This window comes from Hydrogenophaga sp., assembly GCF_025699295.1.
In the GTDB taxonomy this organism is placed as follows: Bacteria; Pseudomonadota; Gammaproteobacteria; order Burkholderiales; family Burkholderiaceae_C; genus Hydrogenophaga.
Window position 1 is genome coordinate 300,396 of sequence record NZ_JAILWB010000002.1, and the last position, 13,319, is coordinate 313,714.

Here is a 13,319-nt window from a genome sequence, read left to right on the forward strand (position 1 = left end):
GCGTTGCGGGTCATTCCCGATGGAGCCGGGCTGGGGGTGAGGCACACTCCAGGCCGTGTCGACGCCCACCCCATCACCTGCGAGCTACGAAGAATTGCTGCGCATCATCAAGGCGCGCGATAGCGAGGTGGCACTGCTCAAGCTGATGGTCGACAAGCTCAAGTTGCAACTGCTGCGTCGCGTGCGCGCCGAGTTCGGCACCTGCAGTGAACAGTGGGCGGCACAGATACCTTTGATCGATGGCGACCAAGCCGCATTGAGCATGCGTGCCAAGGGTGTCCCGGTGCCGGCCCCCGCCAATGACGCGCAGATCGACCGCCGTCTGCCGGCACATCTGCCGCGCGACGTCCAGGAACACCTGCCCCAGGCCAGCCACAACCACCACGACAGTGCTGGCCAGCCCTGCGGCTGCACGGCCTGCGGAGCCCGGCTGCGCAGAATCGGGCAAGACGTCTCCGAGCAGTTGGAGTACGTGCCGGCGCACTTCAAGGTGATCCGGCATGTACGGCCCAAGCTGGTCTGTGTGGCTTGCCAGACGATCTTCCAGGCCAGCGCACCGGGCCGTCCGATTGCGCGTGGTGTGGCCGGCGCCGGCCTGCTGGCCCATGTGCTGGTCTCCAAGTACTGCGACCACTTGCCCTTGTACCGCCAAAGCGGCATCTACGCTCGCAGCGGCGTTGAGCTGGACCGCTCCACGCTGGCCGGCTGGGTCGATCAGGCCGATCAGTTGCTGGACCCGCTGGTGGCGGCGCTGGGGCGCTACACGTTGGATGCCGCCAAGATCCACGCCGACGACACGCCGGTACCGGTGCTGCAGCCCGGACGGGGCAAGACCAAGACCGGACGCTTGTGGGTATACGTCAGAGACGACCGCCCGATCGGCTCCAGCGAGCCGCCTGCGGCCTGGTACCAGTACACACCGGATCGCAAGGGCGAACACCCACAGCGGCACCTGCGGCAATACAAGGGCATCCTGCAGGCAGACGCCTATGGCGGTTGGGGCAAGCTCTACGGCTCAGGCCAGATCACCGAGGCCGCTTGCTGGGCACATGCGCGCCGGCCGTGGTGGGATCTGTACCTCAGCAGCGGTCGTGACGGCGCGTCCATTGCAGCGCAAGCGCTCGGACGCATCGCAGAGTTGTATGCCATCGAGCGCGACATTCGGGGACAACCTCCCGATGTTCGGCGGGCCCAACGCCAGGCGCGGGCTGGCCCGCTGCTGCAGGAGATGCACGCCTGGCTGAGCCAACTGCTGGGGCGGGTGTCGGCCAAATCGGAATTGGCACAGGCCATCGGCTACAGCCTTGCGCGCTGGCAGGCCCTGACGCGTTATTGCGATGACGGCCGCATCGAGATGGACAACAACGCCGCCGAACGTGCTCTGCGTGGGGTGGCCTTGGGACGGGGCAACTACCTGTTCATGGGCTCGGACGCTGGCGGCGAGCGCGCTGCTGCAATCTACAGCCTGGTGCAGACCGCCAAGCTCAATGTGCTGGACCCCGAGGCCTACCTGCGTGAGGTGCTCAGCCGTATTGCCGATCACCCCATCAACCGCATCGAGGAGCTGCTGCCCTGGAACCTGACGCAGTCAGAGGCCAACCCGGCACAACAGCGCCGGGCAGCATGAGTGCACCTGGTCTCGACCCGCGGGTGCTGGATGCCCTGCAGAACGCCAGCAGCCTGGAGCTGTTCCAGCTGAGCACGCTGATCGATCGACTGCTGGCCGATCCGCGGCGCATCATTGCCGTGCGCAAGGACATGCACCTGGGCCAGACAGTGCGCTTTGTGGACTGGCGCGATGGCAGCCTGCGCGAGGGCAAGGTCGTGGCCATGCGCGAGGCACAGGTGACGTTGCAGGACGTGCGAGAGCGCAAGGAGTGGAAGCTGCCCTACGCCGCGATCGAACCGCCGCAGCCCGACCCTGCGGCACATGTTCAAGCGGTGGCGCCTGAACCGCCAGCTGCGCAGCGACCGACGCGCAACGACTTCCGATGTGGCGAGAAGGTGGCCTTCGAGGACAAGTACCTGCAGACCGTGGTGGGCACCATCGTGCGCATCAACAGCCGCACCGCCACCATCGACCCTGGCGACGGCACCCATTGGCGCGTCGGCTTCGCCCTGCTGCGCCACGTCCTGGACGTTTGAATGCCTCCCTCCTCGTCAAGAGGGTGTTGAGGCGACGCTTACGATCAGCGTGAGCCGACCGGGTTAGTACCAAGGAAGCTTGTGATACCGTCAAGCCACCCTTGAATACCGTCTTCGCCCCCTGGAGCGAGCACCCGATACCGTCATTACGTTACAGAACATGACACTTTCGCTTTCCAAACGCTGTCACGAACCATCAATGAGTGAGATCGGGAGCAAGGCCCCCTGTGAAGGGCTCTCGAACGCGACGGTAGATCTGTCGGTATCGAGGCCGTTCTCGCCCTGCAAACAGCGCGATTTTCCTCTGAGCCGCGACCGACTATTGACAATAGAGTGGGAGTGATCTGAGACCGTTCAGGGCCTTTCAACGACGGTCCGAGTTTGGTTACGGTGTACCTGAGGGTATGAAGCGGCGGCATCGCGGCAAGTTTAATGCGCCGCACAGGAGAAGGCAAAGTGCTTCAAGCTCAGACGGACGGATCGAGTTGATCGTCTGGACACCACCCCATTTGCGCTTTTGTCAGACAGCAGAACCGCTTGAAACCGGAATATGTCACGGTTGAATATATTGCGGGCGTTTCCGGTGCTAGTTAAACTGAAAATCAAAAATCGGTAACTAAAACATCGCGATGACCTACAGCCCAAGTATCGATTTTCCAGCGGAAGTCAATTGGGCTGCATTTGTCCGAAATGGCGGTATTGCAGAAGATCGCCTGGTCGGTTCTCGAGGGGAGACTGAACTACCCCACGACCAGTCGCTCTTCGTCACACGCCCGGCGCTGCCGCCGCTGCACGAGCTCATGCCGCTGCTTGAAGACATCTGGTCGAGCCGCGTGCTCAGCAATGACGGTAAATACCACGAGGCCTTCGAGCGCGAGCTGGCCAGCTATCTGCAGGTTCCACACGTTGTGCTGGTGTCCAATGCGACGTTAGGCTTGCTTCTTGCCTTGCGTGATAGCGGCATGCGCGGCAAGGTGCTCACCACGCCGTTCTCGTTTGTCGGCACCAGCCATGCATTGACCTTTGCGGGGCTGGATCCCGTGTTTGTCGACATTGACGCGGACACACTCAACATCGACCCGGTTCGCCTGGAGGAGGCGATGGACGAGACCATCACGGGCATCCTGCCGGTGCACTGCTTTGGCCGCTCCTGTGATGTCGACAGCATCGCGGTGATCGCCGATCGGCACAGGGTCCCTGTGGTCTACGATGCAGCGCACGCGTTTGGCGTCTGCGACGAGGGCGGCAGCATCCTGCGCCATGGCGACTATGCCGTGCTGAGCTTCCACGCCACCAAGGTGTTCAACACTTTCGAGGGCGGAGCCGTGATCTGCCGCAGCGAGGAGAGCAAGCGGTCGATCGATCTGCTGCGCAAATTCGGCATCGTGGACGAAACCCATGTCGAACTCACAGGCCTGAACGCCAAGCTGAACGAGTTCCAATGTGCCTTGGGCTGCGTGCAGTTGCGGCATGTCGATGACTACATCTACCGGCGCGGCCAGATCGATGCCCGCTATCGGCAGCTCATTGCCGAGATCCCGGGGCTGCGCATGCTTGCCCCCGCGTCCGGTGGCAAGCGCAATCACTACAGTTTCCCCATTCTGGTGGAGCCCGGCTATCCGCTCTCGCGCGATGCGCTGATGCACAAATTGCGCGCGCATGGCGTGGTGGCACGCAAGTATTTCAGTCCGTTGATCTCCGACTTGCCGATGTACCGGGATCGGCCATCCGCGGCTGCGCACAATCTGCCGGTTGCACAACGGATTTCTTCCAGCATCCTGTGCCTGCCTATGTTCCCGGACCTCTCCGAGCAGGATCAGCAGCGCGTCATCAGCCTGCTCCACCACTGAAGCCAAAGACCGATGATGCGTATCAACGCAGCCTTGCTCGCGCGCATGGCACGGCGCATGGTCTGCAGGAGCGCGCCGGACATCAGGTCCCTCACCAGCAAGAACTGGACGCTATGTCCCGCTGAAGAGGCGTGGACCCCGCCGGCCATTCACCTGCCCGGCGAAGTGGATCGCATACGTGGTCTGTCGCCCTGGCGTGAACGCAACAGCGAAATGGGTCTCATCGCCGGAGGCAGGATCAGCCACGCAGCTTCACAGGCACACCTGCTGGAAAACGTGGAACTGGTCGGTGCCTGGCTCTACAAGGGCGCGGCTGCTGCCCAGCCGGGTTATGGCAAACGCGAGTGGCTACTGCGCAACGCGCCACCAGTGCAACGACTTGTCGAGACGCACCTCATCACCGCCAGCACGGGCAGCCATTTTTTCGGCTGTCTGATGCTTGACGACTACCCGCTGGCGCTGCTCCCCGAGGCAGGTGCACATTGCACGCTGATGCTGACGCAGGGGTACCCGCATGACATGGCCTACCGGCAGATGCTGGGCCTTGCGCATGGAACACCTGTGGAGCGGGCGCGCATCGACAAACTCATTCTCTACACCGACTTTGCGCAGAATTCCCTGAAGGCCAGCAGGTATGAAACCCTGCGCGCGAGACTGCACCGGGGTGTACAACGCCCGGGTCTGCCGGGTGCCGGCGTATACCTGCGCCGCGGTCGCACCGGTGAATTGCGCTTGCTGGAGAACGAGGCGCAGATCGAGCGCACGCTGGAGAAACTGGGATTCGAGATTCTCGATCCGATGGCGCTGGGCGCCGAGGAGATCGCTTGCCGCACGCTGGACGCTCCGCTGGTGGTGGCCGTCGAAGGCAGCCAGCTGTCGCACGCCATTTACAGCGCATCGCCCGATGCCGTGTTCGTGGTCTTGCAACCACCGGCCCGTTTTGCCATGGCTTACAAGGAATATACCGACCGGGTTGGTATGCGTTTCGCCTTTCTGGTGGGAGAACAAGCGGAGGAGGGTTTTACAGTCTCACCCGATCATCTGCTGCGCCTGCTGGACCTCGTGAACACTGTAAGGTCGAAGACCACGTGATGAACGCTCCAACTGAACTCATATTGCTGCCAAGCCTCAGAGCCCGCGTTGGCGCCAAGGGCGGGGTGATGCTGACGCAGAAGTACCTGGACGGAGCAGCGGCCTATGCGCGCGCCTGGCCGGGGCCGGTGACATCGCTGCTGCGTCCCGACAACTCAACCTCGTGGGACATGGATGCCATCGAGATCGATCCCGGGGACTACAGCCGTGACGGCCATGCGGTCGAGATGTTCCCGACCGAAAGCCAGGCGCTGGCGACACGCCTTTCGAACGCCGCCCTGGTGTTTCCATTTCTTGCACCTTCGGAACAGGGCACGCTGGCAACGTGCCGCCGGTTGCAGGTGCCTGTGGTCTTTGGTACCGAGTATTCGGCTGTAACAGAGCGGCAGATCATCGATTCGGAGACACGCAATCCGTTGCTGCGCTGGCGCCGCAAGGTCTGGGCGGCGAAAGCCGAGAAAACCCGATTGCAGATGCTTCGCCACGCCGCCGGCGTGCAGTGCAGTGGCACGCCGACCTATGACGTCTATCGCCATCACAACGTCAACCCGCTGCTGTTTTTCGACAGTCGCGTCCCGCTCGCAGACGTCCTTTCGGAACACCAGATCATGCTGAAGGCGCAGGCCATGCAAACTGCGATGCCACTGCGGCTGATTTTTGGCGGGCGGCTGATCGCCATGAAAGGCGTGATGGATCTGCCCGAGGTCGCAGCAGAGTTGCAGCGGCTGGGCGTGGATTTCCAGCTTGACATCTATGGCCAGGGGGATCTTGAACCTCGGCTGCGCAAACGCATCGTGGCTCTCGGTCTGCAGGCCCGCGTGCGGCTGCAAGGCGTCCTCGATTTCACAGCAGGCTGGCTGCCTCGGCTCCGCCAGCACGCTGACGTGTTCGTTTGTTGCCACCCTCAAGGCGATCCTTCTTCCACCTACCCGGAGGTGATGTCCTGCGGTGTACCCATCGTCGGATATGACAATGAGGCCTTCGCCGGCATTGTCCGTGAGTCGAAAAGCGGATGGGTCTCACCGATCGGCGACCCCAAAGCCCTGGCTGGGCGATTGGCGCAGCTTGCCAAGCAACGCGAAGCCCTGGCCGCCGCAGCCCACCAGGCGGTGGCGTTCGCTCGAGAGCATGCGTTCGAGTGCACCTTCGCCCGGCGCAGCGCGCATCTGATGGCATGCAGCCGGTTACCCGGGAAACCCGAGCGGTAGAAACCGGAACGGGAGCCCTGCCTCAGGGACGGAGCCGTTCGAGCACATGGCTCGGGTCGCGTCACTTCTTGCGTTGAGCATGCCGCCGGTTCGCGTTGCCTGCGGATACTGGCGAAACAGCGTGGCGAGGTCGAAGGCGCGGGTGGCATGCACGCCCGAGAGCTGTCCTTCATTGCAGTTAAACTGAAAATGGTGCCACTTCGGAAGATCGCTCTGATCCAGGCGCGTAAGCGAATAGGTGCTCACCACGCCGTCTTCGTTTGTCGGTACCCGCCATGCACTGACCTTGATTGGGCTCGAATCTGTGATCGACCTATTGCGCAAACTCGGCATCGTGAATGAACCGCAGAAGTGCCATGCGCTCGGCGTGAAGACCTGCAAGTTTTTTTGGCCGTTGATCTCCAATTTGCCGTCGTATCGGGAGCGGTCATTGGCGAATGTGCCCAGTCTGCCCATTGCTCGGCGGATTTTCTCCATCATCCTGTGCCTGCCCAGGTTCCCTGATCTCTGCGCGCAGGATCGGTATTGAATGGTCAGCTCTTTCACAACGCCTGAAACACGGTACCGCGATGCCGATTAACACGCCTCTGCTGAAGCGCATGTTGAAGCGCGTGACGGGGGGAAAGGCAGTGGACATCAGGACCCAGGCCAGCAAGACCTGGGTTCTCTGCCCGGCAGAAGAAGCGCATACCCCACCGGCGATTCACCTGCCCGGCGAGATAGATCGCATCCAGTCCGTGTCGCCCTGGCGCATGCACGATGCGGAGCTGGCAAGCATCCATGGAGGGCAGGTTCGCCACGCGAGCTCGGAAGCTCATTTGCTGGAGGATGTGGAACTTGCTGGTGCCTTTCTTTACAAGGACGCGGCCGTTTCGCAACCGGGTTTTGGCAAACGGCATTGGTGGCTGTCAGGCTCCATCCCCCTCGAGCGCTACACGGAGTCACACCTGATCACCAGCCACATGGGCAGCCATTTCTTTGGCACCTTGCTCCTCGACGACTACCCATTGGCGCTTCTGCCGCCAGAAGGTGCGCACCGCTTGCCGATGTGTACCCAGCCCTCCCGGCACAACGCCCAGTACCGTGAACTCCTGGAACTGCCGATGAGCCTGCCCGTACAGCGGGCGCGAATCGACAGGCTGATCGTGTATACGGATTTCGCCCAGAACTCGCTGAAGGTCAAGCGATACGAGGTCCTCAGGACCGCGCTCAGGAGAAACTGCCCTCGCACAGCGACATCCTCGGCGGGTGTCTATCTGCGCCGCGGCCGCTCGGGTGAGCTGCGGCTGCTTGACAACGAAGCCCAGGTTGAGGAAATGCTGGCTGGCATGGGTTTCGACATCATCGATCCCATGGTACTTACCGCCGCCGAGATCTCGAGCCGCACGCTTGACGCGCCTCTGGTGATATCTGTCGAAGGAAGTCATTTGTCGCATGCCATTTTCAGCGCATCAGATACCGCGACCTTTGTGGTGCTGCAACCGCCGGACCGCCTTTGCATGACCTACAAGGAATACACCGATCAGATGGGCAGCATGCGTTTCGCCTTCCTCGTGGGCGATCGTTCGGCCCAGGGCTTTCGGGTAGAACCCGATCACCTCAAACGTCTGCTGGACCTGGTCGCAACAGTGGCCCGGTGAACGGCGGATGACCGCGCCGGCGGAACTCATATTGCTGCCAAGCCTCAGAGCCCGCGTTGGCGCCAAGGGCGGGGTGATGCTGACGCAGAAGTACCTGGACGGAGCAGCGGCCTATGCGCGCGCCTGGCCGGGGCCGGTGACATCGCTGCTGCGTCCCGACAACTCAACCTCGTGGGACATGGATGCCATCGAGATCGATCCCGGGGACTACAGCCGTGACGGCCATGCGGTCGAGATGTTCCCGACCGAAAGCCAGGCGCTGGCGACACGCCTTTCGAACGCCGCCCTGGTTACCCGGAGGTGGCGTTCGCCCGAGAGCATGCGTTCGAGCGCACCTTCGCCCGGCGTAGCGCGCACCTGGTCGCGTGCAGCCGGCTGCACGGGAAATTCAAGCGGTAGAGGTTGCGCTTGAAGCGCCAGCTTGAGAGCGTCTGTTCCGAGCTCAGACGCGGATCACCTCGCCCTTGAGTGACCACAGGATGGTCAGCACGTCGTTGCGGGTGGTCGCATCGATGCCGTTGCTCTCCAGCGCTGCCATCGCGTCGTCGATCACGGCGACGAATTCCTGCTCACTGATGTTCATTCCCTTGTGCGTGGCCAGCATGTCCTGGCCGGTGTAGGTTTCGGGGCCGCCAGCACCGGCGCAGAAGAATTCGATCACGCGCTGTTCCACCTTCTTCATGTCGCGCCCGGCGTAGCGGATGCTCACCAGCGGGTTGGCCATGTGGTTGCCGATCAGTGTGCGCGTGATGCGGGTGATGCCTTCGTGCCTGCCGAGTCGGTCATACAGCGATGTCGTGGTCTGCGTGGTGGTGTCCATGTGTGTGCTCCTTGTGGATGAGTTGCGTTGAACTGACGGGGGCGCCGGGTCTCAGTGCGAGGGATGGCGCAGCAGCCGCAGCCACGACGCGTATTCGATGGCGCCAGGGTCACCGTTGGGCAGCGCCCGCTCGTGCGCTGTCCGGTCCGGCGAGCGGCTGGCTGCTTGTGCGGGCGGCTGCGCGGCGTTACGCCCTGGATAGGGCGTGCAGGAGGCGGTAGGACGGGTTTTCATGGAATCTCCTTGTGAGGGGGGGTGACAACACGATGCCGGGGCGGTGTTCCTCAAACGTTCCCGTCATCCCAGGGGCTTGCGACGGTGCAGGCCGGGCCCCACACTGCGTGGCATGGACGGTTCCGGACCCGATTCGCACGGCGCGCTGCTGCCGACCCTGCAGCTGCGGTTGCTCGGGAGCTTCTGCGCGTGTCTGGATGGCACCGAACTGCCACCCGAGCGCTGGCCCAGCCTGCGTTCCGTTCAACTGGTGCAGCTGTTGAGCCTGCAGCCGCGTCGGCGGCTTGCCCGCGACCTGGTGATGGATGCGCTGTGGCCGCAACTGGAGCCCGACGCCGCCAGCGCCAACCTGCGCAAGGCCGTGCACCACGCGCGGCATGCACTGGGCAGGCACGACGCGGTGGTGGTGCACGGTGGCGAAGTGCTGTTGTGGCCCGGGCGGGCGGTGCAGGTCGACGCCGAGGACTTCGAGCGTGGCGCCGACGCCGCGCTGGCGCGCCGTGACGCCGCCGATTGCGCCGACGCCGCCCGCGCCTATGGGGGCGCGCTGCTGCCAGGCTCGTTGTACGAGGGCTGGACTGTGGCGGCCCGCGAGCGGCTGCACGCACGGCACCTCGAGCTGTTGCGCGTGGCCGGACAGTGGGATGCCGTGGCGCGACTGGAGCCGACCGACGAAGCCGCCCACCGCGCGCTCATGCAGCGCGAGCTGCAGGCCGGCAATCGGGCCGCGGCACTGCGCTGGTACGCCCACCTGCGAGAGGCCCTGCAGGAATCCCTGGGTGTCGCACCCGAGCGGCAGACCGAGGCGCTGTACGAGCGCTGCATCGCCGGCCTGCAATCCAGCGGACCGGCTTTCGTCGGCCGCGCCTTGTCCATCGCGCAGGCGCTCGCCTGGCTGGGGGTGGAGCCGGCCGAGCGCACCGGTGGCATCGTGCTGCGCGGACATGGCGGCATCGGCAAGACGGCCCTCGGCCGGGAAATCGCCGCGCAGGCGGCGGCCCGTGGCTGGCGCGTGCTGCGTGTGCAGGCCGTCGAGGCCGGGCGCGTCTACGCGTTGATCGCGGCGGTGGCCGAGCACGTGCTGCTGGCAGACCGTGCCCCGCTGGACCGCGTGGGCGACGCCGCGCGCAACGTGCTGGGTCTGCTCACGCCGCTGGCGGCGCCCTCCCATCCGTTGCCGGGTCCGCTCGGGCGCCACCAGGTGGTGGGTGCGATCCGGCGCTTGCTGGTGGCATGGGCCGCGGGAGCCGACGTGCTGCTCCAGATCGACGACGCCCATCTGGCCGACGACGCGGATATCGATGTACTGATGCAGCTCGCGATGAGTGGCGCGCCGGTGTGCCTTCTGCTGGGTGTGCGACCGCCCGCCGCCGGATCGGCCCTGGCCCGCGGCATCGTGCGGCTTGAGTTGGCTGGGGCACTGAAGGTGCTGGATGTGCCTGGGCTGGATGATGAAGAGGCCAGCCGGCTGGTGCAGCGCGCGGCCCCCACGCCTCTGACCCCGGATGTGGCGGCGCACGTGGTGCGCTCAGCGCGGGGCAATCCCTTTGCCGCGATCGAACTGGCCCGTTGCGCGGCGTCGGCACGCGGCGATCGCCTGCCCACCAGCACCGCGCAAGCCGTGCTGGCGCGGCTCTGCGATGTATCCGATGAAGCCATGACGCTTCTGAAGTGGCTGGCCCTGTGCGGCGACAGCTTCGACCTGGCCACGATCGAGGCACTGGCCCAAACCTCACTGGCATCCGCCCTGGCGGCGCTGGACGCGGGTTTGACCGAAGGGGTGCTTGTGCCCACCGGCAGCCGTTATGTGTTCCGCCACGAACTGGTGCGCCAGGCCCTGCTGGACCCGGTGCCGGCGCACCGGCGCACGCAGATGCACCGCCGCATTGCGGAACTGCTCACCCGGCAGACCGCGGCGCCAGCCGACATCGCCCGGCACTGGCGCGCAGGCGGCAAGCCCCGCGAGGCCGTTCCCTGGTTGCTGGAGGCGGCGCGCGAGGCGATGCGACTGGCCGCTTTCAGCGACGCGCTGCGGCATCTGGCGCCGGTGCTCGATCTCGATCCCGCGCACGCCGAAGCACTGCGCTGGCGCGCCGAGGCGCTGGACGCCATGGGCGACCCGGCGGCGCTGGCGGCCTACCATCTCGCGGCCGATGCCGCAGGCGAACCCGCCGCGCACGACCTGCTGGCCAAGGCCGCGCTGGCGCAGGTCAAGCAGGGCGATCCCAAGGGTGCGCTGGCGGTTCTGGCAGGGCTGCGCCCGACCAGTGTCGAGGGCCGCCTGTGCGAAGCCCTGGCCTACAGCGGCGCGGCCGCGCTGGGCGCCACCGACCCCGCGACGGGCACCGCCAAGGCGGCGGTGGCCCGGCGGCTCGCCCTGCAGACCGGCGACACCGCGTCCATCGTCGTGGCTTCCTGGGCACAGGCGGCGGCTGCCCACGCGCGCGGCGAGTTGCGGCAAAGCGTCTGGGCCGACCTGCACGAGACGACGGCCGTGCCGCACCTGGCGCTGCGCGTGTTCGACGGGCACCTGTGCATCACGCAACGCTTTCTCTACGGGGCGCGACCGTATGCCGACGTGATCGCCTTCGCCGACGCGCTGGCCACCGAGGCCCGGCGCCTGGGCGCGGCACGCGGCACGGCCTTTGGCACCACCTTGCGCGGTGAAGCCGAATGGCTGTCAGGCGACCTGGTGTCGGCGCGCCAGCACCTGCGCGAGGGCGCGCGGCTGCACCGCTCGATCGGTGGCGCCGTGGGTGAGGCCCTGTCGCTGCAGCGCCTGGCCGAGTTGTCGCTGCATGAAGGCCACAGGAGCGAGGCGCGCGCGCTGGTGGACGAAGCGCTGGACCTGGCGCGCCAGACGGACATCGGCTTTCACCTGCTCGATCGCATTTACGGCACGCGCATCGCGCTGCACGCCGACGACCCGATGGCGGCGCTGCAGGTCACGCAGGATGCCGCGGCCTCGGTGCGCGGGCCGCTGGAGACCTGCCCGGGTTGCCGCATCACCTTTGCGGTGCCGGCGGCGATCGCGGCGGCGCGTGCCGGCGAGCTGGCCCTGGCCGAGCAGCATGAAGAGCAGTGCACCTACCTCGCCAACGTGGTGATGCGGCTGCCCGCCTGGCACGCTGCGCACGACGAGGTGCGGGGGCACATCGCGGCCGCCAGGGGGGCCGCCGCCGACGAGACGGCTTCACTCTTCCGGGCCGCGGCCACGCGCTTTGGGGATGCCGGCCAGCCGATCGACGCGGCGCGCTGCGCGCGCCTGGCGGGGCTGGCCGCGTCGGGCCGAGGCACGGGCTCCCTGACGCTTACTCCGACTTGAGCCCCAGCCGCTTCACCACCGGCTCCCAGCGCTTCATCTCCGCGTTCATCACCTGCTGCGCCTGCGCGCTGCTGCTGCCCACGGCCGTCAGGTCGAAGTTCTTCAGGCGGTCGCGCACCTGGGGCAGCTTCATGATCGCGGCCGACTGCTTCTCGATCTCGGCGACGATGGCCGGTGGCGTGCCGCTGGCGGCCTGCAGCACCAGGCGAAAGCTCACGTCCAGGTCGGGCTGGTTGAGCGCCTTGGCGAGCGTGGGCACCTCGGGCGCCAGGGCGGATGTCGCCTGCGACGACACCGCCAGCGCCACCAGGCGCCCGCTCTTGACGTGCGGCAGCACGGTGGGCGTGGCCAGGAAGCCGCAGGCCACTTCACCGGCCAGCACGGCCTGCGTGGCCGGCGCCGGGCCGCGGTAGGGCACGTGCTGCATGCGTACCCCGGTCTGCTCCAGGAACATTTCGGTGGCCAGGTGACCGGGCACGCCCGGGCCGCCCGAGGCGTACATCATGGAACCCGCTCTGGCCTTGGCGGTCAGGTCCGCCACGTTGCGCACGCCCGCCGACGGATTGCACACCAGCATCTGCGAGAAGCTCGCGATCACCGAGATGTTCACCAGGTCGCGCGTGGCGTTGAAGTCGCCGCTGGTATAGACGAGCGGGTTGACGGTGAGCACGGTGTCCGGGCTCAGCACCAGCGTGGTGCCGTCGGGCTCGGCCCGCGCCGCCGCGCCAGCGGCGAGGTTGTTGCCGGCGCCGGGGCGGTTCTCCACCACCACGGGCTGGCCGAGACGCTGGCCCAACTGGTCGGCGAAGGTGCGTGCCGTGATGTCGGAGGGGCCGCCGGGTGGCGAACCCACGAGCAGGCGGATCGGCTTGGTCGGCCAGCCTTGCGCATGGACGGCGCCAGCCGCCAGGGCGATCAGCCCGGCGGAACCGAGCGCGCGAAGCAGGCGGGGGAAAGTCATGGATGTGTCTCGGGGTGATCTCACTTTCGGTGCAGATGATCCGG

12 protein-coding genes are annotated in these 13,319 nt (G+C 65.8%); 8 read left to right on the plus strand and 4 right to left on the minus strand.

Annotated features, from left to right (window positions below):
- Window positions 1-55: 55 nt before the first annotated feature.
- From K5880_RS03040 to K5880_RS03060, 5 genes are all read left to right on the plus strand, one after another.
- Window positions 56-1,627, plus strand: coding sequence for an IS66 family transposase (locus K5880_RS03040; RefSeq protein WP_079365857.1), 1,572 nt, complete (start codon window positions 56-58; stop codon window positions 1,625-1,627).
- A complete protein-coding gene (locus K5880_RS03045; RefSeq protein ID WP_079365856.1) occupies window positions 1,624-2,145 on the plus strand; it encodes a hypothetical protein in 522 nt (173 codons plus the stop codon). The genes K5880_RS03040 and K5880_RS03045 overlap by 4 nt, the downstream gene beginning before the upstream one ends.
- Before the next feature lie 800 nt (window positions 2,146-2,945).
- Window positions 2,946-3,995, plus strand: a complete 1,050-nt coding sequence (locus K5880_RS03050) for a DegT/DnrJ/EryC1/StrS family aminotransferase (protein ID WP_297648520.1) — start codon at window positions 2,946-2,948, stop codon at window positions 3,993-3,995.
- A 33-nt stretch (window positions 3,996-4,028) separates the two neighbouring features.
- Entirely contained in the window at window positions 4,029-5,087 is a 1,059-nt protein-coding gene (locus tag K5880_RS03055) for a glycosyltransferase family 61 protein (protein WP_297648468.1), read from the plus strand.
- 68 nt (window positions 5,088-5,155) lie between these two features.
- The gene (locus K5880_RS03060; RefSeq protein ID WP_297648471.1) at window positions 5,156-6,295 is read left to right on the plus strand and encodes a glycosyltransferase; all 1,140 of its coding nucleotides are present in this window, start codon (window positions 5,156-5,158) and stop codon (window positions 6,293-6,295) included.
- Here K5880_RS03060 and K5880_RS03065 read toward each other — a convergent pair.
- Entirely contained in the window at window positions 6,272-6,775 is a 504-nt protein-coding gene (locus K5880_RS03065) for a hypothetical protein (RefSeq protein ID WP_297648473.1), read from the minus strand. The two genes, K5880_RS03060 and K5880_RS03065, sit on opposite strands and share 24 nt — an antisense overlap.
- Window positions 6,776-6,894: 119 nt before the next feature.
- On the opposite strand from K5880_RS03065, the gene K5880_RS03070 reads away from it, so the two are divergent.
- Window positions 6,895-7,935 (plus strand): glycosyltransferase family 61 protein, encoded by a 1,041-nt coding sequence (locus K5880_RS03070; RefSeq protein ID WP_297648476.1) that lies wholly within the window; start codon window positions 6,895-6,897, stop codon window positions 7,933-7,935.
- 7 nt (window positions 7,936-7,942) lie between these two features.
- On the plus strand, window positions 7,943-8,347 hold the full coding sequence (locus K5880_RS03075) for a hypothetical protein (protein ID WP_297648479.1): 405 nt from the start codon (window positions 7,943-7,945) through the stop codon (window positions 8,345-8,347).
- 30 nt (window positions 8,348-8,377) lie between these two features.
- Here the strand turns inward: K5880_RS03075 and K5880_RS03080 are convergent, their stop codons facing one another.
- On the minus strand, window positions 8,378-8,755 hold the full coding sequence (locus tag K5880_RS03080) for a group 1 truncated hemoglobin (protein WP_297648481.1): 378 nt from the start codon (window positions 8,753-8,755) through the stop codon (window positions 8,378-8,380).
- A gap of 51 nt (window positions 8,756-8,806) precedes the next feature.
- Window positions 8,807-8,989, minus strand: coding sequence for a hypothetical protein (locus K5880_RS03085; RefSeq protein WP_297648484.1), 183 nt, complete (start codon window positions 8,987-8,989; stop codon window positions 8,807-8,809).
- Window positions 8,990-9,101: 112 nt separating this feature from the next.
- On the opposite strand from K5880_RS03085, the gene K5880_RS03090 reads away from it, so the two are divergent.
- The gene (locus K5880_RS03090; protein WP_297648486.1) at window positions 9,102-12,314 is read left to right on the plus strand and encodes an AAA family ATPase; all 3,213 of its coding nucleotides are present in this window, start codon (window positions 9,102-9,104) and stop codon (window positions 12,312-12,314) included.
- On the opposite strand, the gene K5880_RS03095 is transcribed toward K5880_RS03090, so the two are convergent.
- A complete protein-coding gene (locus K5880_RS03095) occupies window positions 12,301-13,275 on the minus strand; it encodes a tripartite tricarboxylate transporter substrate-binding protein (RefSeq protein ID WP_297648488.1) in 975 nt (324 codons plus the stop codon). The two genes, K5880_RS03090 and K5880_RS03095, sit on opposite strands and share 14 nt — an antisense overlap.
- Window positions 13,276-13,319: the final 44 nt, after the last annotated feature.

Excerpts from the sequence above, each read along its gene's own strand:
- K5880_RS03045 (WP_079365856.1), top strand. The coding sequence starts at position 1,624 with ATGAGTGCACCTGGTCTCGACCCGCGGGTGCTGGATGCCCTGCAGAAC.
- K5880_RS03050 (WP_297648520.1), top strand. The coding sequence starts at position 2,946 with ATGCCGCTGCTTGAAGACATCTGGTCGAGCCGCGTGCTCAGCAATGAC.
- K5880_RS03060 (WP_297648471.1), top strand. The coding sequence starts at position 5,156 with ATGCTGACGCAGAAGTACCTGGACGGAGCAGCGGCCTATGCGCGCGCC.
- K5880_RS03065 (WP_297648473.1), bottom strand. The coding sequence starts at position 6,775 with ATGATGGAGAAAATCCGCCGAGCAATGGGCAGACTGGGCACATTCGCC.
- K5880_RS03070 (WP_297648476.1), top strand. The coding sequence starts at position 6,895 with ATGTTGAAGCGCGTGACGGGGGGAAAGGCAGTGGACATCAGGACCCAG.
- K5880_RS03075 (WP_297648479.1), top strand. The coding sequence starts at position 7,943 with ATGACCGCGCCGGCGGAACTCATATTGCTGCCAAGCCTCAGAGCCCGC.
- K5880_RS03080 (WP_297648481.1), bottom strand. The coding sequence starts at position 8,755 with ATGGACACCACCACGCAGACCACGACATCGCTGTATGACCGACTCGGC.
- K5880_RS03085 (WP_297648484.1), bottom strand. The coding sequence starts at position 8,989 with ATGAAAACCCGTCCTACCGCCTCCTGCACGCCCTATCCAGGGCGTAAC.
- K5880_RS03090 (WP_297648486.1), top strand. The coding sequence starts at position 9,102 with ATGGACGGTTCCGGACCCGATTCGCACGGCGCGCTGCTGCCGACCCTG.
- K5880_RS03095 (WP_297648488.1), bottom strand. The coding sequence starts at position 13,275 with ATGACTTTCCCCCGCCTGCTTCGCGCGCTCGGTTCCGCCGGGCTGATC.